Origin of the sequence: Rhizobium sp. Root1220 (assembly GCF_001426265.1) — a bacterium.
In the GTDB taxonomy this organism is placed as follows: Bacteria; Pseudomonadota; Alphaproteobacteria; order Rhizobiales; family Rhizobiaceae; genus Rhizobium.
The window spans coordinates 108,385-132,405 of sequence record NZ_LMDG01000006.1; the positions used below are offsets into that span (position 1 = coordinate 108,385).

The window sequence follows — 24,021 nt, forward strand, 5'->3', positions numbered from 1 at the left end:
CCAAACATCTTGGCGACGACCGGCTTCGACGTGGGTCGAGGTTCTTTCACCTGCCTATGTGGGGCAATTGACCACGGGTCGAAAACGGGTGTTGAATTGCGTGCGGTGGTGCAAAGCGGTATCAGGCAGAGAGGACCATACCTGTCTGCAAGGAATTGATTGATGAAGACTGTTCGCATCGCTGTCTGGGTCGCCGTGCTGCTGATGGCCGGTATTCTCGGCTGGCTGACGCTCAATGTCACCAAGACCAAGGAAGCGCTCTCGGAAGGTGCTTTCGGCGTGCCATTCACGCTGGTCGCACAAAATGGACAGCCCATCACGGAACAGGCATTCCGCGGCAAGCCTTCGGCGGTTTTCTTCGGCTTTACCCATTGCCCGGAGGTCTGCCCGACCACGCTATTCGAGTTGAACGGTTGGCTGGAGAAGATCGATCCGAAGGGCGACAAGCTGCAGGCCTATTTCGTAACCGTCGATCCCGAGCGCGACACCCCCGAGGTGATGAATCAGTATGTTTCCAATGTCTCGAAACGGATCGTCGGCATATCGGGGACGCCCGATAAGGTCGCGGATGTGATCAAGGGCTACCGTGTCTACGCCAAGAAGGTGCCGCTCGACGCCAACAATCCGACTGGCGATTATACGATGGATCACACGGCCTCGGTATTCCTGCTCGATTCTGCCGGGCGGTTCGCCGGAACGATCGCCTATGGTGAAAATCCCGATACGGCGGTAAAAAAGCTGGAGAACCTCGTCAGCAAGGGATGACATCATGGCGCCTGGTCATCGCAGGATTCTAGTCGCCGGAGCCGGCGCAACCGGTCTCACGGCTGCGCTGGAACTCGCCAGACGCGGATTTCGACCTCGGATCATAGACAACGGTGAAGGCACTGTCCCGCTTTTGGAGAGCCGCGCTCTCGGCATCAATGCGCGGACGCTCGCCTTGCTGGCTCCGTCGAGGGTCACCGACGCCATCTTGCAGGAGGCGCAGCAACTCGCGCAATTCCGCGTCGTTGCCAAGCGGCGTAGGCTTGCGGTTCTGGACACTACCAAGGTTCCCGGACCGTACGGTGCGCTTCATGCCTTGGCGCAGGGACATACCGAACGGCTGCTGCTGGGCAAGCTCTCCGACTATGAAGTTGTCCCGGAGTGGCATACGACGGTCGAGACGGTCTCTGAAGATCTTTTGAAGCCCCAGGTCACTCTGCGCAAGCCGGATGGCTCAGTCGAGACCGCCGAATTCGATATCGTCATTGGCGCAGACGGCGCTCATTCGACGGTACGCAAGTCGATTGGCGTGGCGTTCCCAGGCGAGGCACTCGAAAGCAGCTTCTACCTTGCCGATTTTCGCTACACGCGGGAAATCGATTCGCATTTTGTCGAGATGATCCTGCTGGACCCCGGCATGATCGGCAGGGTTCCGGTCGAGCGGGATGTCGTTCGCTATATTTCGACACTTCCGGATTTCGAAAGCAGCATCGACCACCCGGCGCCTATCGCGGAACAGACTTGGGCAACCAGCTTCCGTATTCACTTCCGCCACGTCGAGACAATGTCAAAAGGAAACGTGTTTCTTGCTGGGGACGCCGCGCATATTCACTCACCAGCTGGCGCACGTGGCATGAACCTCGGCATAGAGGATGCATGCTGGCTAGCTTGGCTGATCGCCGAGGGTCGCGAGGCGGATTATACCCAGCTACGAATGCCAGCGGTCCTGACCGTGTTGAAACAGACACGTCAGCTCACGGCCCTGTTCACCATGAGCAATCCGCTGGCTATCAAGCTGAGGAACCTTGCGATACCCACCCTTTTCAGACTACCTGCATTTTCACACAGATTGCTTCGCGGCGTATCGGGATATGATACGCCGGCACCGCCATGGATCGATGGCGCGCTATAACTGGAAAGACCGCCCGTGAGTGAAATACGCCTCTATGTGACAACCACCGAAATACGGGCAGGGCAGATTCTCGATCTGCTGTCGGACGTGTTCGGCGAAGAAGATTTCGCGATCGCGACGACGGAGATCGATGAAAAGAAGGATATCTGGGAAGCGTCCGTCTACATGATGCGCGAAGACGAGGCAGAGGTGCGCAGCCGTGTGGAAGAGGCGCTGACGCACGCCTTTCCCGATGCGAAGGTTGAACGGGAAGTCATTCCGGAGATCGACTGGGTCGCGAAATCGCTGGAGGGTTTGAAGCCGGTTCGTGCAGGGCGCTTCCTGGTTCATGGATCGCATGACAGGGACAAGGTACGCTCCGGTGACATCGCCATCGAGATCGATGCGGGGCAGGCTTTCGGGACAGGCCACCACGGCACGACGGCAGGTTGCCTGGAGACGATCGATCACGTGGTCCGCTCACGACGGGTGCGCAATGCGCTCGACCTGGGTACCGGCAGCGGGGTGCTCGCCATTGCAGTGCGAAAGCTCAAGAACATTCCGGTACTGGCGACCGACATCGATCCAATCGCGACACGGGTTGCGGCAGAGAACGTCCGCCGCAATGGTATCGCCTCCGGCGTTTCGACGGAGACCGCGCCGGGATTTCATTCGACTGCCTTCTCCGCGCACGGTCCGTTCGACCTGATAATTGCCAATATTCTCGCGCGACCTCTGATCAGGATGGCGCCGCAGCTTGTCACCCACCTGGCTTCAGGCGGCTCCGTGATCCTGTCCGGCATTCTTGCAACGCAGCGCTGGAAGGTGCTCGCGGCGTATAACGGCGCGCATTTGCGCCACGTCCGGACGATCTGGCGCAATGGCTGGGTGACAATCCATCTCGATCGCCCCTGAGACGCGTAAACGAAAAAAGGCGGTGCCGATGGCACCGCCTTCAGACCGGTTTCCCGGTCTATACCCGCGAGCTCGAAGGAGGAGGAGCGCTCGAGCGGGTTCTACTTGTTCTGATCGCCAGTCCGATGAGGGAGGAGGAGAACGGAGCGGCGAGTTGCTCAGAACACGTAGTTGGTTGCGCCCTGGTGGCGCGTGACTTTATGGCCGGTGCCGATCAGCTTGAGGGTGTCCCCATTCAGCGGGCGGAGCGAGCCGAGAACGTGACGCACGGTCTGGCGCTCGCCAGCCTGCACCGGGCTGCTGTAAGCGAAGCGCGACAGAGAGGCGGTCATTTCCAAATTCCTTTCGTTTCAGGTTCGTCTCGAACCCGTTTGATGACGGGTATATAGTCATTCCGAAAGTTTCAGTCAGAGGGTTTCGCTCATGGGAGCCATGCAGGGAATGCATAAAGCGTGCCAGTTTGTTTGGTGTCGCCGCATTTTCGCCTAAATATTGCGCGGCCTGAGCGTGTGCCTGGAGCCTGGTTTTTCTCCCGCGGATTTGAAATTCCGATAACATGGCGGCGATCCACCCATCGGATTCGTAGCAAACACTAGGTTTTTGAATATGTTCCAGTCTTTCGAAGTGACCTCCTCGCCACAATTCGGCCGCGATCGCGCCACGGCCCTGCGGGAAAGTTTCGATGCCTTGGGTATCGACGCTTTCCTCGTTCCGCGTGCGGACGAGTTCAATGGCGAATATGTGCCGGCATGCGCGGAGAGATTGGCGTGGCTGACCGGATTCACGGGATCCGCGGGTGTGACGCTGGTGACGCGTTCGCAGGCTGTCGTCTTCGTCGATGGACGCTATGTCACCCAGCTTGCCGAACAGGTGGATGGTTCGGTTTTCACCGGAGGTGACCTCGTCAACGAACCGCCGCATGTCTGGCTTGTCAAGAACGCAAGCAAAGGCCTGCGTCTTGGTATTGATCCCTGGCTGCATTCGGGTGTCGAGGTGCGGCGTCTGGAAAAGGCGTTGGAAGAGATCGGCGGTTCGCTCGTCATCCTGCCGCACAATCCACTGGACAAGCTGTGGTCGGATCGGCCGGCAGAGCCGCTGGGTGCGATGGCGATCCAGAATATTGCGCAGGCCGGCGTACTGGCCACCGAGAAGATCGCGACGATCGCCGCAGATCTCGCCCAGAAAAATCTGAAGGCTGCGCTGATCGCCGATCCGTCGTCTGTCGCCTGGACCTTCAACATCCGCGGCGCCGACGTGCCCCATACACCGCATCCATTGGCGCGCGCCCTCGTCTATGCAGACGGCAAGGCTGATCTGTTTCTGGACAAGCGCAAGACGGGCATCGAGAGCGAGGCCTACCTGGCGCAGATGTGCGCGCAACTGCCGCCCTCGGCGCTTGCCGACAAGCTGGCGGCAGTGTCGAGCGATGGTGGCAGGATTCTGGTCGATCCTGATCTGACATCCTATGGCCTTGCCGAAATCATCCGGAAATCCGGCGGCCAGGTCGTCGAAGGCAACGACCCGGCCAAGCTGCCGCGGGCGGTCAAGAACGTCGTGGAAATCAACGGTTCCGCCGCTGCGCATCTTCAGGACGGTGCGGCGATGGTGGAATTCTTGTGCTGGCTGGCCCAGACGAAGCCAGGTGCTGTGACGGAAATCGACGTGGCGGAGAAGCTTGAGGCGACACGCGCGCGTGTCGGACAGAGCATGCAGAATCCGCTCAAGGATATCTCCTTCGATACGATCTCCGGGGCCGGCGAACATGCCGCCATCATGCACTATCGGGTGACGACGGAGAGCAATCGAAAGCTGGAGGCCGGCGAACTCTTTCTGATCGATTCAGGGGCGCAGTACATAAACGGCACCACGGATATTACCCGCACGGTCGGAATCGGCACGGTCTCGGAGGAGCACAGGCGGTTCTTCACGCTGGTTCTCAAGGGCATGATACAGATCAGCACGGCGCGCTTTCCCAAGGGTACGCGCGGCTGCGATCTCGATCCGCTGGCACGCATTGCGCTGTGGCGGGCGGGTGCAGACTTCGGCCATGGCACGGGCCACGGCGTTGGCTCCTATCTCTCGGTGCACGAGGGGCCGCAGCGTATTTCGCGTCTTTCGACGCAAGAGCTTCTGCCGGGCATGATCCTCTCGAACGAACCGGGCTACTACCGCCCTGGTGCTTTCGGAATCCGGATCGAGAACCTGATCTATGTACGCGACGCCGAGGCAATCGATGGTGGAGATATGCCGATGCTCGGCTTCGAGACGCTGACCTTCTGCCCGATCGACCGTAGCCTCGTCATCCCCGAGCTACTGACGCATGACGAACTGCATTGGTTCAACGATTATCACGAGCGGACCCGTGAGGCCCTGATGCCGTTGATCCACGATCGCGATGTCAAAGCGTGGCTGGAGAATGCGACATTGCCGTTGGACTACTAACCCAAAGTTTGTTGCCCGGACGCGGCGTCACACCCCGATGGTGTGGCGCCAGGCCATGACGACGACCCAGGCGGCGACCAGCATCCAGGTGTGTGAAACCCGCAAGCCGACGAGCAAAGCCACGACCAGCGCCAGCTTCGTTTCCCAGCCACCTGTGAAAAAGGCCGGTGCGACGAGCGTGGTCAGAACGGCTGCCGGTACCGCGGCGAGGGCAGCCTCCACCCGCGGCGGTATCCGCTTCATCGTCGTGATGAGGATATAGCCGCCGATGCGGGTGGCGTAGGTGGCCACGGCAGCGGCGAGGATGATGAGAACCATGTGGAGGTCGAACGCCATCGTCATACCTCGTGCAGGTCGGATTCGAGTTCCTGTTCGTGGGGCGGGGGCGGAAACAAGGCCGCGAGGAGGATGCCCGCGGCGGCGCCCAGGCTCACATGCCAGGGAGATCCGACATAGTGATAGGCAATGACCGAGGCTATCGCACTGACGGAGGCCACCGGCAGGAAATTGTCGCGGTGCCGGAAATCGAGCACGATGCCGAGGAAATACGCCGGCAGCAGGATGTCGAGGCCGATGGATTTCGGATCGCCGATGTAGCTTCCGAGCAGGCCGCCAAGCAGGCTGACAATCACCCACGGGACATAAATGACGATGCCGAAGCCCAGGTACCAGGCGAAGGTCACGGGCTTGCCGGCCTCGCCCCGCTTCAAGGTTTCCGCAAACTGAGGGTCGACCAGCAGGAAGAAGGTGAAGAACTTCTGGATCGCCGAGAAGTGCTTGATATAAGGCGCTATGGCGGCCGAATAGAGCACGTGGCGAAAATTGACGGCAAGAATCGAGGCTACGATCAGCCATGCCTGCACATCGTGACCGAAAAGTTCAATCCCGACCATCTGGCTGGCGCCGGCATAGACCGTCGCACTCATGAAGGTCAGCTCGGCGAGCGACATGCCGTGATCGGCTGCAAGTGCTCCGAACAGAGCGCCGAATGGGGCCGAGGCCAGCGCTATGGCGGAGCCGCCGCGCAAGCCTTCGAAAAAATCCGCGCGACTCATCGGCGACAATCCTTCTGGAATTTGGAGTTCCCTCTAAGGTGATGAGGTAGCTGGTTCAAACGAATTTCCTTGATTGACCGATCGATTCCGCTGAACGGTGCAATCCTGGCCGAACACCCGACGCGAGGAATGATGAAGACGATCGAATTTTCAAAGGAAGACAAAGCGGCGTTGGTGGCGCGCATCCAGCACTATTTCGACAGCGAACTCGATCAGCCGATCGGTCTTCTCAAAGCGGAGTTCGTGCTCGAATTCCTTGGCAAGGAAATCGGCACAGCCTACTACAGGCAAGGGCTCGAGGATGCGCAGATAGCGCTTTCCAAGCGAGTTGACGATTTTTCCGACGACATCTATCAGCTACAGCGCCAAGCCACGGATTGATCAGCCGGACATTGCCTGGCGGCTGTCGATGACCTCGATGCCATGCTCGCGCATTTCGTGGATCGCTTCGGCGATGCCGTCCGGCGTGATGCCACGGCTTGCGTCCTCGATAAATCGTACCTTCACACCCGGCATCATTTCTAGTGCATCGAGCGCTGAAAACCTGACACAGTAGTCGGTCGCAAGGCCACAGACGTCGAGATCGGTGACTCCCTGTCCTTCGAGAAAGTCGGCAAGCCCGGTGATGGCGTCGCGTTCGTTGTCGCGGAAGGCGGAATAGCTGTCGACATTCCGGTTCTCGCCTTTCTGCAGGATCAGGTCGATTTCGGCGGCCCTCAGATCCGGGTGAAGTTCGGCATCCAGCGTCCCCTGAACGCAGTGGTCCGGCCACATCATTTGTGGCTTACCGGAAAGCACTCCCAGCTCGAAGGGATGCTTGCCCGGATGCGAGGAGGCAAAGCTGCCGTGGCCGGCCGGATGCCAGTCCTGCGAGGCGACGATCAGGTCGTATTTGCCGCTGTCGATCAGTGCGTTCGCTATCGGAACGACCTTGTCTCCGTCAGGAACCGGAAGATTGCCGCCAGGGCAGAAACCATTCTGAATATCGACCAGCAGCAAGGCTTTCATGCACGCGTCTCCACCTGTTGTTGCGGCGCAAGATGCCAATGTGGACGGCAAGGTGCAAGGGCCGAAACGCTTCGCCGCGGAGACGGCGAAGCGCTAACTCGCAGTTCAGGTCGGGCGGTGGCCCTTCAGGCCGTAGAAGGCAATGTAGACATAGCAAATGATCGGCATCAGGAACGCCAGATGAATGCCGATCGTGTCGGCGAGACCACCTTGCACGAGAGGAAGCAGCGCGCCGCCGACGATAGCCAGGCAAAGGATGCCCGAGCCCTGACTGGTGTATTTGCCGAGGCCGTAGAGCGCCAGGCTGAAGATCGTGGGGAACATGATCGAGTTGAAGAGCCCGATCGCCAAAACCGACCACATGGCCACATGGCCACCGGAAAAGACGGTGAGCAGCAGCAGGGCGATGACGACGACGGCGTTGAAGGCAAGCGCCTTTCCGTCATCGATGTAGCGCATCGCGATTGAGCCGATGAAGCGCCCGATCATGGCGCCGCCCCAAAAGTAGGAGACGTAGTGCGCCGCCTCTGCCTCGGAGAAGCCTGCGATATCTGGCTGGCTCATGAAGTTGACCAGGAAGCTGCCAATGCTCACCTCGGCGCCGACATAGAGGAAAATGCCGATTGCACCCAATACGAGGTGCCGGTAGCGCCAGGCGGATCCGCCGCCGACGATCGGCTCGATGTCATCGTCGCCTTCGACCTGGGGCAGTTTCAGCGCCGCGAAGACAGCGGCCAGCAGTAGAAACGCGATTGCCAGCAACATGTAGGGGAACTTCACCGCGCTCGCCTCTGCAATCCGTATGGCGTCAAGCTGTTCCGGCGTTGCGCCCGAAACGGCAGCAGTCGCCGAGGACAGGATGAGGAATGCGCCGAACATCGGAGCAAGCGTCGTGCCGAGCGAATTGAAGGCCTGGGTGAGATTGAGGCGGCTTGCGGCCGTATCCGGCGGGCCAAGAACGGTCACATAGGGGTTGGCCGCCACCTGCAGCAGCGTGATACCACACGCCAGCACGAACAGTGCGCCAAGAAAAAGTGCGTAGACGCGATAGCTTGCCGCCGGAATGAAAAGCGCGCAGCCGATCGCCGCGATGACCAGGCCTAGCACGATGCCCCACTTGTAGCCGATGCGCTTGACGAGTGCGCCAGCTGGCAGAGACGCTATGAAATAAGCGCCGAAGAAGCAGAACTGGATCAGCATGGATTGCGTGTAGTTCAGCTGGAAGACATTCTTCAGGTGCGGCACCAGAATGTCGTTCAGGCAGGTGATGAAGCCCCACATGAAGAACAGCGACGTCAGCGCCACGAGAGCAAACTGATAGTTCACTACGGGGGAAGGTGAGGCCGGACGTGTCGTCGCGGCATTGTTGGTGATGATACCAGCCAATTTCCTGTACCTCTTGCTATTGTTTGCGCCGGGTATTTTCCATGGAAAGCCGTCTTGTCCGACGGGCCGGCGGCGGCTCGGCGGGGCGCTCTGGGAGAAAGCGTGCAGCAAGCCACAAGCCTAATATATGCCGTTGCCGACAACTTCGATAGTATTCAAACGATTTTTGTTGTGATTCCAGAACTACAGAGAGGCGGCGAGCGCTATCCACACTCTCCCGGAGACCCAACCCGGACAACTCAATATCCGCTTCTGTTCCGGCTCCTGGGATCGTTTGTCATCCTTGTGCGATAGATTTCGCCTTTCCTAGCCTCGCTGCGCCAAGGGCGAGCCTTCTGAATCGGAATATCGTAAGCAGGATCGCTTCGATCCAGGACTGCGGTGGCAAAGCCGGGCTCGGGAAAATCGAAGCATCGCGCGGACCATTTACCGTCCGGTCCAATGATACCGGCAGGCCCTTTATGGGCTTTTTGTGCCGGAGTGGCTGCGCTGATCCAGATGCAGTTCAAGCCTGCATGTGCCTGAAGCGCGATCTGAAAGTCCGTGGCGATGCCATATGACGAGAAGATAACCCCATCCACCCCCAGGCGCTCATATTCGCTGAAGACCTCGGCGAATTGGGATTCAATGCAGATCGCGCAACCAAAATCACAGTCGTCGACTTTGAAGGTGACCGGTTCTGTTCCGGGTGTGTACCAGCCACCGAGTTCCGAATTTGACAGAAATCGCTTGTCGTAGCGCGTCAGCAGAGTGCCGGCATCGGAAAAGACGTAGAGACTATTGTGCGGTGGGTAGCCTGCGGAGAGCCGATGCGCTCCTCCTACAACGGCAAAGATACGGAGTTGCCTGCAAAGTTCAGCTATTGCGCGGAGTTCGGTTTCCTGAATTGCCCAATCAAAGGTCGCCCAATCATCAGGCTTCGTGATCTGGAATTTTCCATATCCGGACAATGCGCCTTCGCAGAAATTGATAAGCCGGACTTCTTCCGCTGCCGCATCGGCAATCATCCCACGTATGGCAGTCCCGTTGGCGGAGACGCACGCTGAAACGTTCGTCTGTGCAGCGGCTATTTTCAACGATTCGTCTCCTGCTTCGTCGAAGGGCATTCTTCACGATTCGAAGCGGTGTGTGACCCTCAATTGTGAGAAACAGAAATGCGATCGCACCCGATGCTGCCGTATTGCATCGCTCGAACCCGAGGCGGATGTGTCGAAGGGTCAGGCGGCCGAGACGGATTTTTCAGGTCCGGAGGTCGTGTCCTGCTGATCGCCCGCCTCGGCTTTGCGACTGACATGGTACGCGCGCTTCTGCTCATACATGGCAAGATCCGCACGGCGGACCATCGCTTCCATGGATTCCCCAGGTTCGCTGGTCGCCACACCCAAGGAAATGCTCAAGGGGGCGCTGGAATAGAACTGGTTGTTGATCTTCAGCAGCTCGCCGACCGTTTCCACCATCGTCGCGGCCGCCTGCCTGTCCGCGCCCGGCATCAGCACGGCGAATTCGTCGCCGCCGATGCGCGCGGCATGGTTCGGCTGCGAGGCCACGCCGTTCAGCACTTCGCCCAGCCGGCGCAACAGTGCATCGCCGGCGTCATGCCCGAGCTGGTCATTGGCGTCCTTGAGACCGTTGAGGTCGATGATGATCGCGGAGACGGGCCGCAACGACTTGCGCTCGAGCCTGTTCAGCTCGTCCATGTAGAAGGCGCGATTGTGGAGCTTGGTCAGTACGTCGTGCTTGCCGAGATATTCGAGATAGGCTTCCGCCTTCTTGCGCGCGGTGATGTCGGTGAGCGCCACCTGCACCAGTGACCAGTCGCCTTCATGTCCGGGCAGGACGGAAAACTGCAGCAGAACGAAACGCTCGGAGCCGTCCAGCGCATAGTTGATCACTTCGCGCTGATGGAAAAGCTTCCCGTTCCAAAGCTCGATCAGCTGCTCCCGAAAATGCTTCTCCATGTCGTCGCGGAAGATATCGCCGATGCGCTTGAGGAGCGTATGGCGATCGGACGCACAGAAGAGGTCGAGCGTCGCCTGATTGACTTCGATGACCCGGATTTCGCTCATGCATTGGCGGACGAACTCCGGATGCACGTCGGTGAATACGCGGAAGTCGTCGATGCCGCGATCGCGAACGTCTTCGAGCAGCAGCTTGATCTGGCTGAAATCCTCGACCCAGAGCGACACCGGGGAATGCTCGAAGATGCCTTCGGCATAGCGGCGGTTCTCGCGCTCGTTGCGTCGCGCTTCCTCACGCGCCGTGACGTCCTCGGTCGTGAGCAGAAGCCGGCCCAGGGACTGCTCGTAGCCCGGCAGCACCGAACCGCGCAGCTGGATGTCGAGCCTGCGGCCGGAAAGCGAGTAGTTTACCGCGCTGCTGGTGAATTCCGTCTTGCCTTCCCAAAGAGCCGCCAGTTCGCTGACGTGGCTTTCAAGCATCTCGTCGCGAAATACGCGGCCGAGATTGGCGACGAGGTGATTGAGGCCATCTGCCTCGAAAAGTTCCAGCGTCTTGCGGTTTACGCGCAACACCCGGATTTGCTGCGAGCAAGCGGCAACGCGGCTGAGATCTTCCCGCAAATAGGCTCGGATGTCATCGATGCCTTCAGCGCGCCAGCGGTCGAACAGCGCCTGCACGCCGCTGAAATCCTCGATCCACATGGCGATGGGTGACAAATCAAAAATATCGGTGTCGGTCGTCATGGGCATATCTCGGTTTGCCGCGGCGGTGACCGGGCGGGCATCGGATGCGAACGTATTTTCTCTTCGTTCTTTAGAGGTGATTCGTAAACCTTCGCTTGACGACTGTGATGGGCTGCCTAGCGCTGATGCGTCGCGAACGTCCAACTCCTCTCAGGCTCGCGTGGCGTCTCATCCGGGCGTCGCCAGTCGGCTTTGCGCTGGCGGTATGTCCAGGCGGCCGCATGTCGTGGTTGGCTGCTGCGGTTTGCCGCGGCAGCCAGGCACAACGGAGGCTCAGTCGCCATGTGTCTCGTGGAAATCGGCCTGACCGCGCTTCCAATAGCCCGCCGCCTTGATCCAGGCCTTCGGGTGTTGGCGTTCCTCGACCATGACGGCGCGCAACCGCTTGGCGGCGATGGTCTCGCAGGCAATCCAGATATACCCGTCGCCGGCGGGCAGGGAAATATCGCGAAGCGCCAGATCGAGCCTGTCGGTGCTTCCGGCGGGTTCGCTGCCGCGATGCAGCCAGTGCGTCGACAGTTCGGCCTTGCTTAAGAATGCCTGTTCCTCCTCGGGGCCGGCCACTTCGGCGACGACCAGAGCCTTGGCTGACGCGGGCAGCTCCTCGAGGCGGCGGCCAATGGCGGGCAGGGCGGTTTCGTCGCCGACCAGCAGGTACCAGTCGAAGTCGGTTGCGACCACGAAGGAGCCACGCGGGCCACCAAGGCCGAGTTTGTCGCCGGGCCTGGCGCTGACCGCCCATTCGGTGGCGGGGCCGGCCTCGTGGAGCGCGAAATCGAGATCGAGTTCGCCGGTTGCAGCATCATAGCGGCGGGGCGTGTAGTCGCGCAGCCACGGTCGGTTGGCCGGGTCGATCAGCAACTTGCCGTCCGGCCCCATTTCCGGGAAAGCGGGGTCCTCGCCAGGGCGCGGGATAAGAACCTTGACGTGGTCGTCATGGCCGAGGCTGACGAAGCCTTCCAGGTCGGCGCCGGTGAGCGTCACCCGCAACATCTGTGGCGTCAGTTTTTCGACGCGACTGACAGTGAGTATCCTGCGCCTGAGTTCATGGCGGACGCGTTCGATCAGGTGGGGCTTGTCGGGAGTGTTGAGGCCGGTTTCCGCCGTCATCGGAGTTCCTTTGATTGGAACCGAAAATGCGCAAGACGCGTACGCGCCGCTCGCACCCCGGTTCGGGTTCGATCAGCGCGTTGGTTGACGTTAACGCTTACGTGCGGCGTCCAAGGACCCAGCAGATGTCACACTTACGTAACCGTGGTGTGAGCCGCTGACAAGAAAAATATGATTTTAAAATGAAGGTTTTGTAATCTTTTGCCACTCTTGCCGTTTCCGTGGATTTCTGCCTTCCTCTGCAAGCACATCAGCCGAAAGCCAAAACCATGTCCGAGCCCGGTCCAGAGGAAAAGATCGACGCCACCTTCCGCAACGGCTCGCTGACGGCCGCCGGCATCATCCTGGGCTTTTCACTCAGCTTCATCAGCCGTTGGGTGTCCAACCCGAACGACTGGAGCCGGATCGACATCCTGCCGATGATCTTGCTGACGATCGGAATCGCCATACAGGTGAAGGTGTTTGCCGACCTTTTGGCACGCGACTCGCTGATCGCGGCGAAATATGATCGGTCGCGTCGGCTGTTCCTGATCGGACTTGGGATCGTGGCCGCCGGGATCGGGCTGGCGCTGCTGAACGATATTCTCGGGTTGGGGAAGATGCCGATACTCGGGTGAGCGGGCGTCACGCCCGCTCAATGCATTGCTTCAACAGATCATGTCCCGATGATCTTGTTGCAGGCCAGCGCTATGCCGGGGTTGCTCACAATGGCTAGCACCAGGGACATTCCGATCAGGGATAGTGAGTAGCGTTTCATTGGCATCCTCCTATTCAAGCCCCGCGCCAGAGTGTGCGGGAGGGCCAGTATGCGGGAAACGCGGCGCCCTGCGAAGTCACGACTGGGTAACGTTGGCGTGTTTGACTGCCCTGACACCGGCAGGCTTGAGGGGGAGACGGGCTGGTTGCGGTGATTGTGGCTAGGAAACCATCTCCACGAACCCATCCAGCACCCGCTTTTCCCCCGCCCGGTCGAATTCGATCGTCAGCTTGTTGCCTTCGATGGATTTGATGTTGCCGTTACCGAACTTCATGTGGAAGACGCGGTCGCCGGTCTTGAATTTCGAGGGCTGGGTGGCAGTGGATTTGGCCACCAGTTCGCCGTCGATGGTGCGGGTCTTCGGGCCGCTTTCGCCATAGCCGACGCGTTCGACGGCATGGCCGGAGCGCGATCCCCAGTTGTCGCGGGTGGCGTCGGTGCGGTTGGCCTGGGCGCGCTTCCAGCCGGGAGTGGAATAGCTGTTGGCGAAGGGTTCAGCCTTGTCGAAGCGCGATTGGCCATAGCCGCCGCGGCCGTAACCTCCGTAGCTCTGCTCGACTTCGGCGACCGCCACATGGGCCTCCGGCAGTTCGTCGAGGAAGCGCGAGGGGATGGTCGATTGCCACAGACCATGGATGCGGCGGTTGGAGACGAACCAGATGTGGCAGCGGCGCTTGGCGCGGGTGAGGCCGACATAGGCGAGGCGGCGTTCTTCCTCGAGACCGGCGCGGCCGGTTTCGTCGAGCGAGCGCTGGTGCGGGAAAAGGCCCTCTTCCCAACCGGGCAGGAAGACGGTGTCGAATTCCAGTCCCTTCGCCGAGTGCAGCGTCATGATCGAGACGGCGTCGAGGTTCTCGTTCTGCTCGGCATCCATGACCAAAGCCACATGCTCCAGGAAGCCGCGCATCGATTCGAAGCTCTCCATCGAGCGGATGAGTTCCTTCAGGTTGTCGAGGCGGGTGGGCGCATCGGCCGACTTGTCGTTCTTCCACATGTCGGTGTAGCCAGATTCTTCGAGGATCTGTTCGGCAAGTTCGGTATGTGGTGTGTTTTCAAGCCTTTCCTGCCATCTCCGGAACGATTGAATCACGTCGAACAGCGCCTTGCGGGCTTTCGGCTTCAACTCGTCGGTCTCGATGATATCGCTTGCGGCCGCCAGCATCGGGATATCGCGGGCCCGGGCATAGTCGTGCAAGGCGCGCACGGTCGTATCGCCGAGGCCGCGCTTCGGCGTATTTATGATGCGCTCGAAGGCAAGGTCGTCCGCAGGCTGGGCGACGAGCCGGAAATAGGCCATGGCATCGCGGATCTCCAGGCGCTCGTAAAAGCGCGGGCCGCCGATGACGCGGTAATTCAGGCCTAGCGTTACGAAACGGTCTTCGAACTCGCGCATCTGGAAGGAGGCGCGCACGAGGATCGCCATGTCGTTCAGCTTGTGCTTGCCGCGTTGCAGTTGTTCGATCTCCTCGCCGATCGCGCGGGCTTCCTCCTCGGAATCCCAGGAGGCGTGCGCCTGCACCTTGGCATCGTCGGGATTGCTCCGGTCGGTAAACAGCGTCTTGCCGAGGCGGCCTTCGTTGTGGGCGATCAAGTGGGCGGCGGCGCCCAGAATGTGTTCGGTCGAGCGGTAGTTACGCTCCAGCTTGATCACCTTGGCGCCGGGGAAATCCTTCTCGAAGCGCAGAATGTTGTCGACTTCCGCGCCGCGCCAGCCATAGATCGACTGGTCGTCGTCGCCGACGCAGCAGACGTTCTGCAACTCTCCCCTTGGGCGCTGGGCGAGCAGGCGCAACCACATGTACTGGGCGGTATTGGTGTCCTGATACTCGTCGACGAGTATATAGCGGAAGCGGCCGTGATACTCCTTGAGCAGGTCCGGGTTCTTCCGGAAGATGGCGATCGGGTGCATCAGCAGATCGCCGAAATCGCAGGCGTTCAGCGTCGAAAGGCGCTGCTGATAGGCGAAATAGAGTTCGCGGCCCTTGCCATTGGCAAAGGCCCGGGCGTCGCCTTCTGGAATGTCGGCAGGCCCCAACCCCTTGTTCTTCCATGTGTCGATCATGCCGGCGAACTGCTTGGGCGGCCAGCGTTTGTCGTCGAGGCCCTCGGCCTGGATCAGCTGCTTGACGAGGCGAACTACGTCGTCGGTGTCGAGGATGGTGAAATCCGAGCGAAGGTTTACCAGTTCGGCGTGGCGGCGCAGCAGCTTGACCCCGATCGAGTGGAATGTGCCGAGCCACGGCATGCCTTCGACCGCGCCGCCGACGAGAACGGCGACGCGGTCCTTCATCTCGCGCGCCGCCTTGTTGGTGAAGGTCACGGCCAGGATCTGCGAGGGGAAGGCGCGGCCGGTATTGAGGATATGGGCGATGCGGGTGGTCAACACGCGCGTCTTACCGGTTCCGGCACCCGCAAGCACAAGCACCGGACCTTCGAGCGTTTCGACGGCCTCCGTCTGCTCGGGGTTCAGGCCGGAGAGGTAATCGGGGCGGCTGCCGCCGTTGCGAGCGGCCATGGCGCGCGCGGCGATCCCTCCGGCGGCGGGAGCTGCGGGGGCTTGCTGCTTGCGCGGCGCTTCGCCCGGCTCTTCATCGAAGAAGGGAATGTCGTCGAAACTATTGCTCATGGCGCGTAATGTAGTGATTCGGGATGGAAAGACCAGAAAAGATGTTCTGCTTTCATTCCCGGCCGGTAGCTATCCCTGAAGCGGTTTGCGCCGTGGGGGTGTCCAGGGCCAGATAGAGCGAGCCGAGTGCCAGCAGCGGCGGTAGCGCAAAGCACCAGATGCCGACGAGCGCGTGCAGCAGGGCCGCCAGTCCGCATCCGACAGCAAAGACAGCGACATTGGTCGCCATGCGGGCGAGCCTGGGGCGAACGACAGCGCCCGAATCGTCTGATGTGCCGTGGACGAGGTCGGCAAGGTCGAGCATGATCTGGGTGATCGTGCCGGTCAGCACGGTGGTCGGGGGCATGGACGCCAGATGCACGCGGTGGGCGGCATTCTGGATCGCCAGGGCGACGACAAGCAGCATGCCTGTCAGAACGAGCTGAAAACCATCGGGATCGGTGAATGGCGCCAGCGAAATGGCGGCTACGCACCCGGCGACCAGAAAGAGCAGCTCGAACGCGAGCAACACCTTCATGCCGAGGGTGTCGCTGAGTGCAAGAAGCTTGCCGAGGTATCGCATCGCGAAGATCGTCACGCAGAAGACCGGCAATGCAAGAATCTTTGCGGTGGTGCCGGATGTGCCGAGCGCCAGCGCTGCTGCCAATGTGACGAAGTTGCCGGTGATGTGAGCCGTGAAAAGGCCGCCGAGCGCCAGAAAGCTGGAGGTGTCGACGTAGCCGGCGATCAGGCTCAGCGCAAAGGGAAGGGCACGTCGCATGAGTGGCTTTCGATGTGGCGGTCAGCAGAGGGATGGTTCAGGCCGGCTTTCGCGACCGGGATCTAGGCGGGTGCATCGATGTCAAAGCGTTTGGGGTCCGTTCGAAGCCGTGTCCGCTCCACTTTCGTCCTGATCTTCGGCATAAATATGATCCTTTTCGAAGCCATGCGGCGTGGTGGCCATCGACCCAGAGAACAGCGCAATGGCAGGAAACGAAAGCGTTATTTGACGTCGCCGGTTAAAATTCGGGAGCGAGGCGTTTAGAGGACCGTTTTGTATTCTGGCGGTCACTCAGGATTGATATTACAATTCGGTAATGAGGGGGCAATTCGCTTGCCGGTGATCCGCAAAGAGACAATATTGTCGCAGATGCGTGGCGATTTGTCCCGCTTGCGGCTCTTTCGATCGACCCTGGACCGCCCTCGAGTCCCTCTGGAGACGTGAATGCCATTCTGGAAGCAGTTTGTTCTATGCCTTGTCGTGATCGGTGCCGGTTTTGCCGGATGGGTTTTCTTTGTGCCGGGGGCGACCGAGACCCTGCGTAATGCGGGTGTTCCGGAAAGTCTGGTCGGCAAGGCCGACATTTCGGGGGACACTGAGGATGCGGCGAGTGGCGCGGGAAGCGGTCAGGGCGGCAATCAGGGGCAGAATAGACGCAGCGGCAATGGGGGCGGGCGCAACGGAGCCGTCCTGGTGGTCACGCAGGCAGTCCTGCCGGGGGTGGTCAACGATCGGCTCAGCGCGATCGGCACCGGCGACGCAATCCGCTCCGTTGTGGTGACACCCCAGGCAAGCGGGATCGTCCGCGAAATCCTCATAGAGTCCGGCGATATGGTCAAGAAGGGGCAGATTCTTGCCAAGCTCGACAGCGAGGAGCAGGTCATCGCCCGCGGCCAGGCCGAGGTGGTGCTGAAATCCGCCGTCGAGAAATCCAGCCTCTATCACAATATCAAGTCCAGCGTGTCGCGAATGGACGTGTTCGATTCGGAGATTGCCGAGCAGGGGGCACGGCTGCAGCTGCAGGCTGCAGAGCTGAATCTCGATCGCCGCAACATCGTGGCGCCGATCGATGGTATCGTCGGCATCATGCCCATCAACATCGGTGACAACGTTTCGACCACCACGCCGATCGTAACGCTCGATGACCGGACGGAAATCCTGGTCGACTACTGGGTGCCGGAACGATTCGCGAATTCGGTCGCCGTGGGCCAGGCGGTGGAGGCGATGTCGGTTGCGCGGCCCGGCCAGGTATTTTCGGGTGCCGTCGAGGCGATCGACAACCGCATCGACGCCGCGAGCCGGACGCTACGGATGCGCGCCCGGATCAACAATGCCTCGGACGAATTGAGGGCGGGGATGTCGTTCAGCGTCGGCATGCGGTTCGATGGCGACGCCTATCCGGCGGTCGACCCGCAGTCGGTTCAGTGGGATTCGCAGGGGTCGTTCGTCTGGAGAGTCATCGACCAGAAGTCGCAGAAGGTACGGGTCAGCATCGTCCAACGCAATCCGGACTATGTTCTCGTCAAGGGCAATCTCAAGGACGGCGACCTGATCGTGACGCAGGGACTGCAGCGGGTGCGCGAGGGCGGACCGGTGCGGTCCGCGGGTGACCGAGCCTCCGGCAAGGAGCCCGTCACCTGATGAACATGAACGAAACTCCCGAGAAGCCGGCGTCCGGCAAACAGACCTTCACAGCCCTTTTCGTGCGTCGGCCAATCCTGGCGCTCGTCTTCAACACGCTGATGATCGTTGCCGGTCTGGCAGCCTATTTTGGCATCGAGGTTCGCGAATTGCCGGATGTCGACCGGCCGGTGGTGACCGTGCGCACAACGTTTGACGGGGCATCACCGCAGACGATCGATCAGGAACTCACGAAGGTTATCGAGGGGGCAGCCGCGCGCGTCAGTGGTCTGAAGTCGATTTCATCCAGTTCGCAATTCGGGCAGAGCCGGGTCACGCTGGAGTTTTCCGATTCCGTTGACCTGGCCGTGGCCGCCAACGACGTCAGGGATGCCATCGGACGTATCAGCGACCGATTGCCGGAGGACGCGGACGCTCCGCAGATCGTCAAAGCGGATTCGGATTCGCAACCGATCATGCGCCTGGCGGTAACCTCGACCAAGCTCAACATGGACGACCTGACGCTCTTGGTGGAGAACGAGGTGATCGACCGGCTTGCCTCGGTTGATGGCGTCGCAGACATCGAAAGCTATGGCGACCAGGAAAAGGTCTTTCGCGTCGATGTCGATCAGCGGGAGCTGGCGAGCCGTGGTCTGACGGTCGGGGATCTGACAAAAGCGCTAGCGAGTTCCGCACTGGACGTGCCGGCGGGTTCGCTGAAAAGCCCGACACAGAACATTGTGGTTCGGGCGACAGCGAGCCTGCAGAAGCCTGAGGACTTCGCCAACCTGATCCTGCAGGATCGGATCCGGCTGGGCGACGTCGCGACCATTACACTGGGACCGCGCGACGGCCAGACGGCGCTGCGATCGAATGGCGTGCCCGGCATAGGTCTCGGGGTAATCCGCCAGGCCCAGTCGAACACGCTGAACATCTCGAACGGTATCAAGGCGGCTGTGGAGCAGCTGTCGAAGACGTTGCCGGAAGGCACGAAGATCGCCATCACCAGTGATGACGCAGTCTTCATTCAAGGCGCCATTCACGAGGTCGTCCTTGCGCTGGTGCTTGCCGCCGTGATCGTCACCGCGGTGATCTATCTCTTCCTGCGAGACTGGCGTGCAACGGTCATACCGGCGGTCAGCATGCCCGTGGCGCTGATCGGCACCCTGGCAGCCATCTACCTGGTCGGATTTTCGATCAACATCCTGACGTTGCTTGCAATCGTTCTCGCAACCGGCCTTGTCGTCGACGATGCGATCGTGGTGCTCGAGAACATCGTGCGGCGACGGTCGGAAGGCATGGGGCCGCGGGCGGCCGCCGTGCTGGGCACGCGCGAGGTGTTTTTTGCCGTCATCGCGACGACGGCGACGCTTGCCGCCGTCTTCATTCCGCTATCGTTCCTGCCGGGCCAGGTCGGCGGGCTTTTCCGGGAGTTTGGTTTCGTTCTTGCCTTCTCGGTCGGCCTGTCATCCATCGTTGCGTTGACGCTTTGTCCGATGCTTGCCTCGCGCATGCTGACGAAGGAGATGCGAGAGGATCATGGTGTACTCGGTCGCTTCGGTGATGGCTTTGCGAGCACCTACAAATGGGCATTGCAACGCTGCCTCAACGCGCCTTTCGTCGTTATCGTCTTTTGCGTGATATTTGCTGGCGCGGCGGTTCTAGCCTTCACCGGGGTGAGGAGCGAGCTCACCCCCGATGAAGACCGAGCGATGGTGATGATGCGGTTGACGACGCCGCAGGGGTCCAGTCTGGAATACACGCGCGACAAGATGCAGCTCGTCGAGGAGTATCTGCAGCCGCTCGTCGATAGCGGCGATATCCGCAACGTGTTTTCGATTTCCGGACAGGGTGGCCAGGTCAACAGCGGCTTCATGGTGCTGACGCTCGCGCCATGGGGGGAGCGTCATCGCACGCAAGCGGCGATCGTCACGGATATCAACCAGGCGGCTTCGAGGGTTCCTGCGCTGCGAGGAAACGCCATCCAGTCGAACAGCCTGCGAATTCGTGGAGCCGGCAACGGGCTGCAGATGGCGCTGATCGGCAGCGACTACGATTCATTGACGGCGTCTGCGATCAAGCTGGTGCAGGCGCTGGATGCGACCGGGCACTACGACACGCCGCGGCTTGCCAACGAGCCGACACAGGCGCAGGTGTCGGTCTCGATCGACCGCGAACGCGCCTCCGATCTTGGCATCGACATTACCGGCCTTTCAACCGCGATGCAGTCACTGCTCGAAGGGCGCTCGGTGGTCGACGTCTTCGTCAAGGGCGAGGCCTATCCTGTGCTGCTGACTTCCAACACGCGTCCGCTCGACGATCCAACCGATCTCGAGAACGTTTTCCTGAAGACCGGAGACGGCAAAATCGTGCCGATGTCGGTGATCGCCTCGCTGGCAGAGGGGGCGGTTGCGCCGCAGCTCAATCGCGAGCAGCAACTGGCATCGGTTGCGATCACCGCCGGCCTCAGGGATGGCATGTCGCTCGGCGATGCGGTGGCCGAGACTATCGAAATCGCCAAGCCGCTGCTTTCACCGGGTGCGCGATTGATGCCGCTCGCCGAAGCGGCGACGCTGGAGGAGAATTCCAACGGCATGGTACTCACTTTCGGGTTTGCTATCGTTATCATCTTTCTGGTGCTGGCCGCACAGTTCGAAAGCGTGCTGTCGTCGGTTATCATCATGTCGACGGTGCCGCTCGGCTTGGCCTGCGCGGTCTTTGCGCTGATCATCACCGGATCCACTTTGAACATCTATAGCCAGATAGGTCTCGTGCTTTTGGTCGGCGTGATGGCCAAGAATGGTATCCTGATCGTCGAATTTGCCAACCAGCTCCGGGATCGCGGGGAGGACGTGCGCACTTCGATCGAGAAGGCCTGCGAGCTTCGTCTGCGGCCGGTGATGATGACCATGATCGCAACCATTCTCGGCGGTGTTCCTCTCGTCTTTGCACAGGGAGCTGGCGCGGAGGCCCGCGTCGCGCTTGGTTGGGTGATCGTCGGCGGCCTGGGCTTTGCGACGCTGGTCACGCTCTTCATCACGCCTGTCGCCTATCTGCTGCTCGCCCGCTTCGCCAAGCCTCACGCCCACGAGGAGGCCCGGCTGCACGAGGAGATGGCACACGCATCGCGCCCGCACGTCGTTCCAAAGCCTGGCAGGCTCGAAGCAGCGGAATGAGGATTTGTGGCCACGAGGAAGAAGCGAAGCCGCCTATAGTTTATGAGAGATTGCGGAACAGGATAAATTACTTCTCACCTTTAGATGTTTCTTAAGCATGAGCGGTAATCATTAGGGTAGAAACCGATAGGTCCTCCAGCGTTTCGGAAGATCGCTCAGTGCTGCTGTATGGCGCTCCCGGACATGAATGTTCGCGGTACCGGTTCATTTGTATGAGTTGCGTATTGTTGTGTTCGGAGTTCAGTACCTGTGACTATTTATCGGCGCACCTCGGTGGACGCCGCGCTGTATGTATTGCGCGACATCGGCCGTGACATGACGAAGACCCAGAGGCAGGTTTCAACCGGCCTCAGGGTGGAAAGGGCGTCCGATAACGGCGCCTATTGGGCAATCAGCTCGACAATCAAGACAGACCAGAAGGCGCAATCGGCCGTCCGCGATGCGCTCGGACTGGCTGCCGCGACCATGGGCATTGCTTATAGCGCGATTGACAACGCCATCGATATTGTCAGCCAGATCAAAGCCAAGCTCGTGGCCGCAACGGAGACCGGCGTCGACAAGGACAAGATCAACACCGATATCAGCCAGCTGAAGGATCAGCTTCGCTCGGTTTCCCAGTCCGCGACCTTCAATGGGGACAATTGGGTTGCGATCGGCGACGGCGACGATCCCGCGAAACCACGCCAAATTCCCGCATCGTTCATCCGCTATTCCGATGGGAGCGTGGAGGTTGGCACCTTGAACTACGAGGTCGACCTCGCCCCGGTCGGAGCGACATCGTCAAAGGATGCGCGATATCTGATCGATGACCGCACATCAGGCTCAGGGGAGTACGGCGTTCTCACCTCTCAGTACTTCGCGACAGAAGCAGGAGCCTCACAGAATTATGTGATGGTGAAAGGCGCGGGCAACTCGGCGGGCCAGGTTGAGATCGGCGTATCCAACACCACCACGCAGAGCCAGGTCAACGAAATGGTCACGGTGGTGGACATGATGCTCAACCAGATGACGACGGTGGGTTCGGCATTCGGTGCGCTGGAAAAACGGATCAGCATCCAGAGCGATTTCGCGCAGTCGCTTGATGACGCTTATTCGCGTGGCATCAGCCGCTTGATCGATGCCGACATGGAAGAGCAGTCGAGCCGGCTCACTGCATTGCAGACACAGCAGCAGCTCGGCCTGCAGTCTCTGAACATTGCCAATGCCAGCTACGACACGGTTCGCAAGCTCTTCCAGAATTTCTAGCTGCGTCCGACGAGAGAAAAGGCGGGCGACATCTTCGCGGGCGTCGCCTTTGTGCTGCCAAAGTGCGACAGCCGTGGACTTATCGCTGCTTGGCTGTGAATTTCGCCCGATTTCCAGTAGCGGACTCTATCTGCTTCATCTTGTTGCCGTATTCGTTAATATTGCTCGCATCACCGTACGAACTGGAGATACGCCTGTCCATGATCAAGAAATTCATACTTCTGGCGATTGCCGCAACATATCTCAGCGCCTGCACCACGACTGACCCTTATACTGGCCAGCAGAAGATGTCGAATACGTCAGGCGGCGCGCTCCTGGGCGCGGGTGTTGGCGCGCTTGCAGGCCTTGCCGTCGGCGGTTCGCCGGTCGGACGGCGCAATGCAGCGCTGATCGGTGCCGGCGTCGGCGCGCTCGCGGGCGGCGCCATTGGTAACTACATGGACCAGCAGGAATCCGAGTTGCGCGCGCAGCTCCAAGGAACCGGCATTTCCGTCACCCGCAATGGTGACAACATCATCCTCAACATGCCGTCGAACATCACTTTCGGCGTCGATCAGGATGCGGTGAAGTCCGGATTCTATCCGACGCTGAACTCCGTCGCGATCGTTCTGCGCAAGTTCAACCGTACGCTTATCGACATCAACGGCCACACGGATTCCACCGGCAGCCTGCAGCACAACCAGGATCTCTCGCAGCGCCGCGCGATGTCCGTTGCAGACTATCTCGGCACGCAGGGCATCGACCCACGCCGCGTGTCCGCCGTCGGATTCGGCCCATCGCGACCAATCGCTTCCAACGCCACGGAAGCGGGTCGCGCACAGAACCGTCGCGTCGAAATCCAGATCGCTCCGGTCACACAGGGTTGATTTAAAGCCAATTGGCAGAAGACGGTCGGGATCATCCCGGCCGTTTTCGTTATTGATGCATCGCAGCGCCCTTGGTGATCTTATCGACGAGCTTCCTATCCGCTCGAATCGCAATGCCGACCACCTTGGCATCCTGAGGCCCATATTCGGCAAAGACCGCCCGGTTGGCCGCATCGTGGCCGGTCGAAAACATCTCTTCGATGAACAGGGATGACGCGACACCGCGCTCCAATGCGCGGCGATGGATAGCCGTCATCACCTCGTCTTCCGCCGCCAACACGATGATTGGCTGGATGGAGAGCGGGTTGTAGAGATTGCCGTCGCGATCCCGGTAGGGCTCACCGATCATTTCGGGGTTCTGGCCGGCAATACCGCTCATCAGGAAGGCGGTGACATTCAGTTTCTGCCACGAGGCAAGATTGTTTCGCAGGACGATCGCAATTTTGGTATCAAACATGCCAGTCTCTCTCATGCGGG

General features: G+C 60.3%; 21 protein-coding genes. 10 read left to right on the plus strand and 11 right to left on the minus strand.

Going from position 1 to position 24,021, the window contains the following annotated elements:
* Window positions 1–162: 162 nt before the first annotated feature.
* The 3 genes from ASC90_RS07050 to ASC90_RS07060 are packed head-to-tail and all read left to right on the plus strand — an operon-like array spanning window position 163 to window position 2,791.
* Window positions 163–765, plus strand: a complete 603-nt coding sequence (locus tag ASC90_RS07050) for an SCO family protein (protein ID WP_056537421.1) — start codon at window positions 163–165, stop codon at window positions 763–765.
* Window positions 766–769: 4 nt separating this feature from the next.
* Window positions 770–1,897: an NAD(P)/FAD-dependent oxidoreductase gene (locus ASC90_RS07055; protein WP_056537425.1), complete on the plus strand. Its 1,128-nt coding sequence runs from the start codon at window positions 770–772 to the stop codon at window positions 1,895–1,897.
* Window positions 1,898–1,912: 15 nt separating this feature from the next.
* Window positions 1,913–2,791, plus strand: coding sequence for a 50S ribosomal protein L11 methyltransferase (locus ASC90_RS07060; RefSeq protein WP_056537428.1), 879 nt, complete (start codon window positions 1,913–1,915; stop codon window positions 2,789–2,791).
* A 158-nt stretch (window positions 2,792–2,949) separates the two neighbouring features.
* Here ASC90_RS07060 and ASC90_RS29260 read toward each other — a convergent pair whose 3' ends face one another.
* Window positions 2,950–3,123 (minus strand): hypothetical protein, encoded by a 174-nt coding sequence (locus ASC90_RS29260; protein ID WP_200950860.1) that lies wholly within the window; start codon window positions 3,121–3,123, stop codon window positions 2,950–2,952.
* Between the two features lie 274 nt (window positions 3,124–3,397).
* Between ASC90_RS29260 and ASC90_RS07065 the strand changes: the two genes are divergently transcribed.
* A complete protein-coding gene (locus tag ASC90_RS07065) occupies window positions 3,398–5,233 on the plus strand; it encodes an aminopeptidase P family protein (protein ID WP_056537431.1) in 1,836 nt (611 codons plus the stop codon).
* A gap of 27 nt (window positions 5,234–5,260) precedes the next feature.
* On the opposite strand, the gene ASC90_RS07070 is transcribed toward ASC90_RS07065, so the two are convergent.
* A complete protein-coding gene (locus ASC90_RS07070; protein WP_056537506.1) occupies window positions 5,261–5,569 on the minus strand; it encodes an AzlD domain-containing protein in 309 nt (102 codons plus the stop codon).
* A gap of 2 nt (window positions 5,570–5,571) precedes the next feature.
* Window positions 5,572–6,288: an AzlC family ABC transporter permease gene (locus ASC90_RS07075; protein ID WP_056537434.1), complete on the minus strand. Its 717-nt coding sequence runs from the start codon at window positions 6,286–6,288 to the stop codon at window positions 5,572–5,574.
* A 132-nt stretch (window positions 6,289–6,420) separates the two neighbouring features.
* Here ASC90_RS07075 and ASC90_RS07080 point away from each other — a divergent pair, with 132 nt between their 5' ends.
* On the plus strand, window positions 6,421–6,669 hold the full coding sequence (locus ASC90_RS07080; protein ID WP_056537509.1) for a DUF2164 domain-containing protein: 249 nt from the start codon (window positions 6,421–6,423) through the stop codon (window positions 6,667–6,669).
* Here ASC90_RS07080 and pncA read toward each other — a convergent pair whose 3' ends face one another.
* The 5 genes from pncA to ASC90_RS07105 form a co-directional block, all read right to left on the minus strand.
* Window positions 6,670–7,296: a bifunctional nicotinamidase/pyrazinamidase gene (gene pncA / locus ASC90_RS07085; RefSeq protein ID WP_056537437.1), complete on the minus strand. Its 627-nt coding sequence runs from the start codon at window positions 7,294–7,296 to the stop codon at window positions 6,670–6,672.
* 105 nt (window positions 7,297–7,401) lie between these two features.
* A complete protein-coding gene (locus tag ASC90_RS07090) occupies window positions 7,402–8,673 on the minus strand; it encodes a sugar MFS transporter (protein WP_244480336.1) in 1,272 nt (423 codons plus the stop codon).
* Between the two features lie 248 nt (window positions 8,674–8,921).
* The gene (locus tag ASC90_RS07095) at window positions 8,922–9,758 is read right to left on the minus strand and encodes a carbon-nitrogen hydrolase family protein (protein ID WP_056537513.1); all 837 of its coding nucleotides are present in this window, start codon (window positions 9,756–9,758) and stop codon (window positions 8,922–8,924) included.
* A 141-nt stretch (window positions 9,759–9,899) separates the two neighbouring features.
* A complete protein-coding gene (locus ASC90_RS07100) occupies window positions 9,900–11,390 on the minus strand; it encodes a sensor domain-containing diguanylate cyclase (RefSeq protein WP_056537443.1) in 1,491 nt (496 codons plus the stop codon).
* A 267-nt stretch (window positions 11,391–11,657) separates the two neighbouring features.
* Complete coding sequence (locus ASC90_RS07105) at window positions 11,658–12,494, minus strand: siderophore-interacting protein (protein ID WP_056537446.1); 837 nt, start codon at window positions 12,492–12,494, stop codon at window positions 11,658–11,660.
* A gap of 269 nt (window positions 12,495–12,763) precedes the next feature.
* Here ASC90_RS07105 and ASC90_RS07110 point away from each other — a divergent pair, with 269 nt between their 5' ends.
* On the plus strand, window positions 12,764–13,111 hold the full coding sequence (locus ASC90_RS07110; RefSeq protein ID WP_056537449.1) for a hypothetical protein: 348 nt from the start codon (window positions 12,764–12,766) through the stop codon (window positions 13,109–13,111).
* Between the two features lie 300 nt (window positions 13,112–13,411).
* On the opposite strand, the gene ASC90_RS07115 is transcribed toward ASC90_RS07110, so the two are convergent.
* Both ASC90_RS07115 and ASC90_RS07120 read right to left on the minus strand, forming a co-directional pair.
* On the minus strand, window positions 13,412–15,877 hold the full coding sequence (locus ASC90_RS07115) for a UvrD-helicase domain-containing protein (RefSeq protein ID WP_056537452.1): 2,466 nt from the start codon (window positions 15,875–15,877) through the stop codon (window positions 13,412–13,414).
* A 52-nt stretch (window positions 15,878–15,929) separates the two neighbouring features.
* A complete protein-coding gene (locus ASC90_RS07120; protein WP_056537454.1) occupies window positions 15,930–16,637 on the minus strand; it encodes a DUF1275 family protein in 708 nt (235 codons plus the stop codon).
* 444 nt (window positions 16,638–17,081) lie between these two features.
* On the opposite strand from ASC90_RS07120, the gene ASC90_RS07125 reads away from it, so the two are divergent.
* From ASC90_RS07125 to ASC90_RS07140, 4 genes are all read left to right on the plus strand, one after another.
* Entirely contained in the window at window positions 17,082–18,278 is a 1,197-nt protein-coding gene (locus ASC90_RS07125) for an efflux RND transporter periplasmic adaptor subunit (RefSeq protein WP_056537457.1), read from the plus strand.
* A complete protein-coding gene (locus ASC90_RS07130; RefSeq protein WP_056537460.1) occupies window positions 18,278–21,433 on the plus strand; it encodes an efflux RND transporter permease subunit in 3,156 nt (1,051 codons plus the stop codon). The genes ASC90_RS07125 and ASC90_RS07130 overlap by 1 nt, the downstream gene beginning before the upstream one ends.
* A 249-nt stretch (window positions 21,434–21,682) precedes the next feature.
* Window positions 21,683–22,678 carry a flagellin gene (locus tag ASC90_RS07135; RefSeq protein ID WP_056537463.1) on the plus strand — a complete coding sequence of 332 codons (996 nt, stop codon included), beginning with the start codon at window positions 21,683–21,685 and terminating at the stop codon, window positions 22,676–22,678.
* Window positions 22,679–22,878: 200 nt separating this feature from the next.
* Window positions 22,879–23,544 carry an OmpA family protein gene (locus ASC90_RS07140; protein ID WP_056537466.1) on the plus strand — a complete coding sequence of 222 codons (666 nt, stop codon included), beginning with the start codon at window positions 22,879–22,881 and terminating at the stop codon, window positions 23,542–23,544.
* 49 nt (window positions 23,545–23,593) lie between these two features.
* On the opposite strand, the gene ASC90_RS07145 is transcribed toward ASC90_RS07140, so the two are convergent.
* On the minus strand, window positions 23,594–24,001 hold the full coding sequence (locus ASC90_RS07145; RefSeq protein WP_056537469.1) for a DUF2000 family protein: 408 nt from the start codon (window positions 23,999–24,001) through the stop codon (window positions 23,594–23,596).
* Window positions 24,002–24,021 lie beyond the last annotated feature (20 nt).

Coding starts and splice junctions, on each gene's coding strand:
- ASC90_RS07050 (WP_056537421.1), top strand. CDS start 163: ATGAAGACTGTTCGCATCGCTGTCTGGGTCGCCGTGCTGCTGATGGCC.
- ASC90_RS07055 (WP_056537425.1), top strand. CDS start 770: ATGGCGCCTGGTCATCGCAGGATTCTAGTCGCCGGAGCCGGCGCAACC.
- ASC90_RS29260 (WP_200950860.1), bottom strand. CDS start 3,123: ATGACCGCCTCTCTGTCGCGCTTCGCTTACAGCAGCCCGGTGCAGGCT.
- ASC90_RS07065 (WP_056537431.1), top strand. CDS start 3,398: ATGTTCCAGTCTTTCGAAGTGACCTCCTCGCCACAATTCGGCCGCGAT.
- ASC90_RS07070 (WP_056537506.1), bottom strand. CDS start 5,569: ATGGCGTTCGACCTCCACATGGTTCTCATCATCCTCGCCGCTGCCGTG.
- ASC90_RS07075 (WP_056537434.1), bottom strand. CDS start 6,288: ATGAGTCGCGCGGATTTTTTCGAAGGCTTGCGCGGCGGCTCCGCCATA.
- ASC90_RS07080 (WP_056537509.1), top strand. CDS start 6,421: ATGAAGACGATCGAATTTTCAAAGGAAGACAAAGCGGCGTTGGTGGCG.
- pncA (WP_056537437.1), bottom strand. CDS start 7,296: ATGAAAGCCTTGCTGCTGGTCGATATTCAGAATGGTTTCTGCCCTGGC.
- ASC90_RS07100 (WP_056537443.1), bottom strand. CDS start 11,390: ATGCCCATGACGACCGACACCGATATTTTTGATTTGTCACCCATCGCC.
- ASC90_RS07105 (WP_056537446.1), bottom strand. CDS start 12,494: ATGACGGCGGAAACCGGCCTCAACACTCCCGACAAGCCCCACCTGATC.
- ASC90_RS07110 (WP_056537449.1), top strand. CDS start 12,764: ATGTCCGAGCCCGGTCCAGAGGAAAAGATCGACGCCACCTTCCGCAAC.
- ASC90_RS07115 (WP_056537452.1), bottom strand. CDS start 15,877: ATGAGCAATAGTTTCGACGACATTCCCTTCTTCGATGAAGAGCCGGGC.
- ASC90_RS07120 (WP_056537454.1), bottom strand. CDS start 16,637: ATGCGACGTGCCCTTCCCTTTGCGCTGAGCCTGATCGCCGGCTACGTC.
- ASC90_RS07125 (WP_056537457.1), top strand. CDS start 17,082: ATGCCATTCTGGAAGCAGTTTGTTCTATGCCTTGTCGTGATCGGTGCC.
- ASC90_RS07130 (WP_056537460.1), top strand. CDS start 18,278: ATGAACATGAACGAAACTCCCGAGAAGCCGGCGTCCGGCAAACAGACC.
- ASC90_RS07140 (WP_056537466.1), top strand. CDS start 22,879: ATGATCAAGAAATTCATACTTCTGGCGATTGCCGCAACATATCTCAGC.
- ASC90_RS07145 (WP_056537469.1), bottom strand. CDS start 24,001: ATGTTTGATACCAAAATTGCGATCGTCCTGCGAAACAATCTTGCCTCG.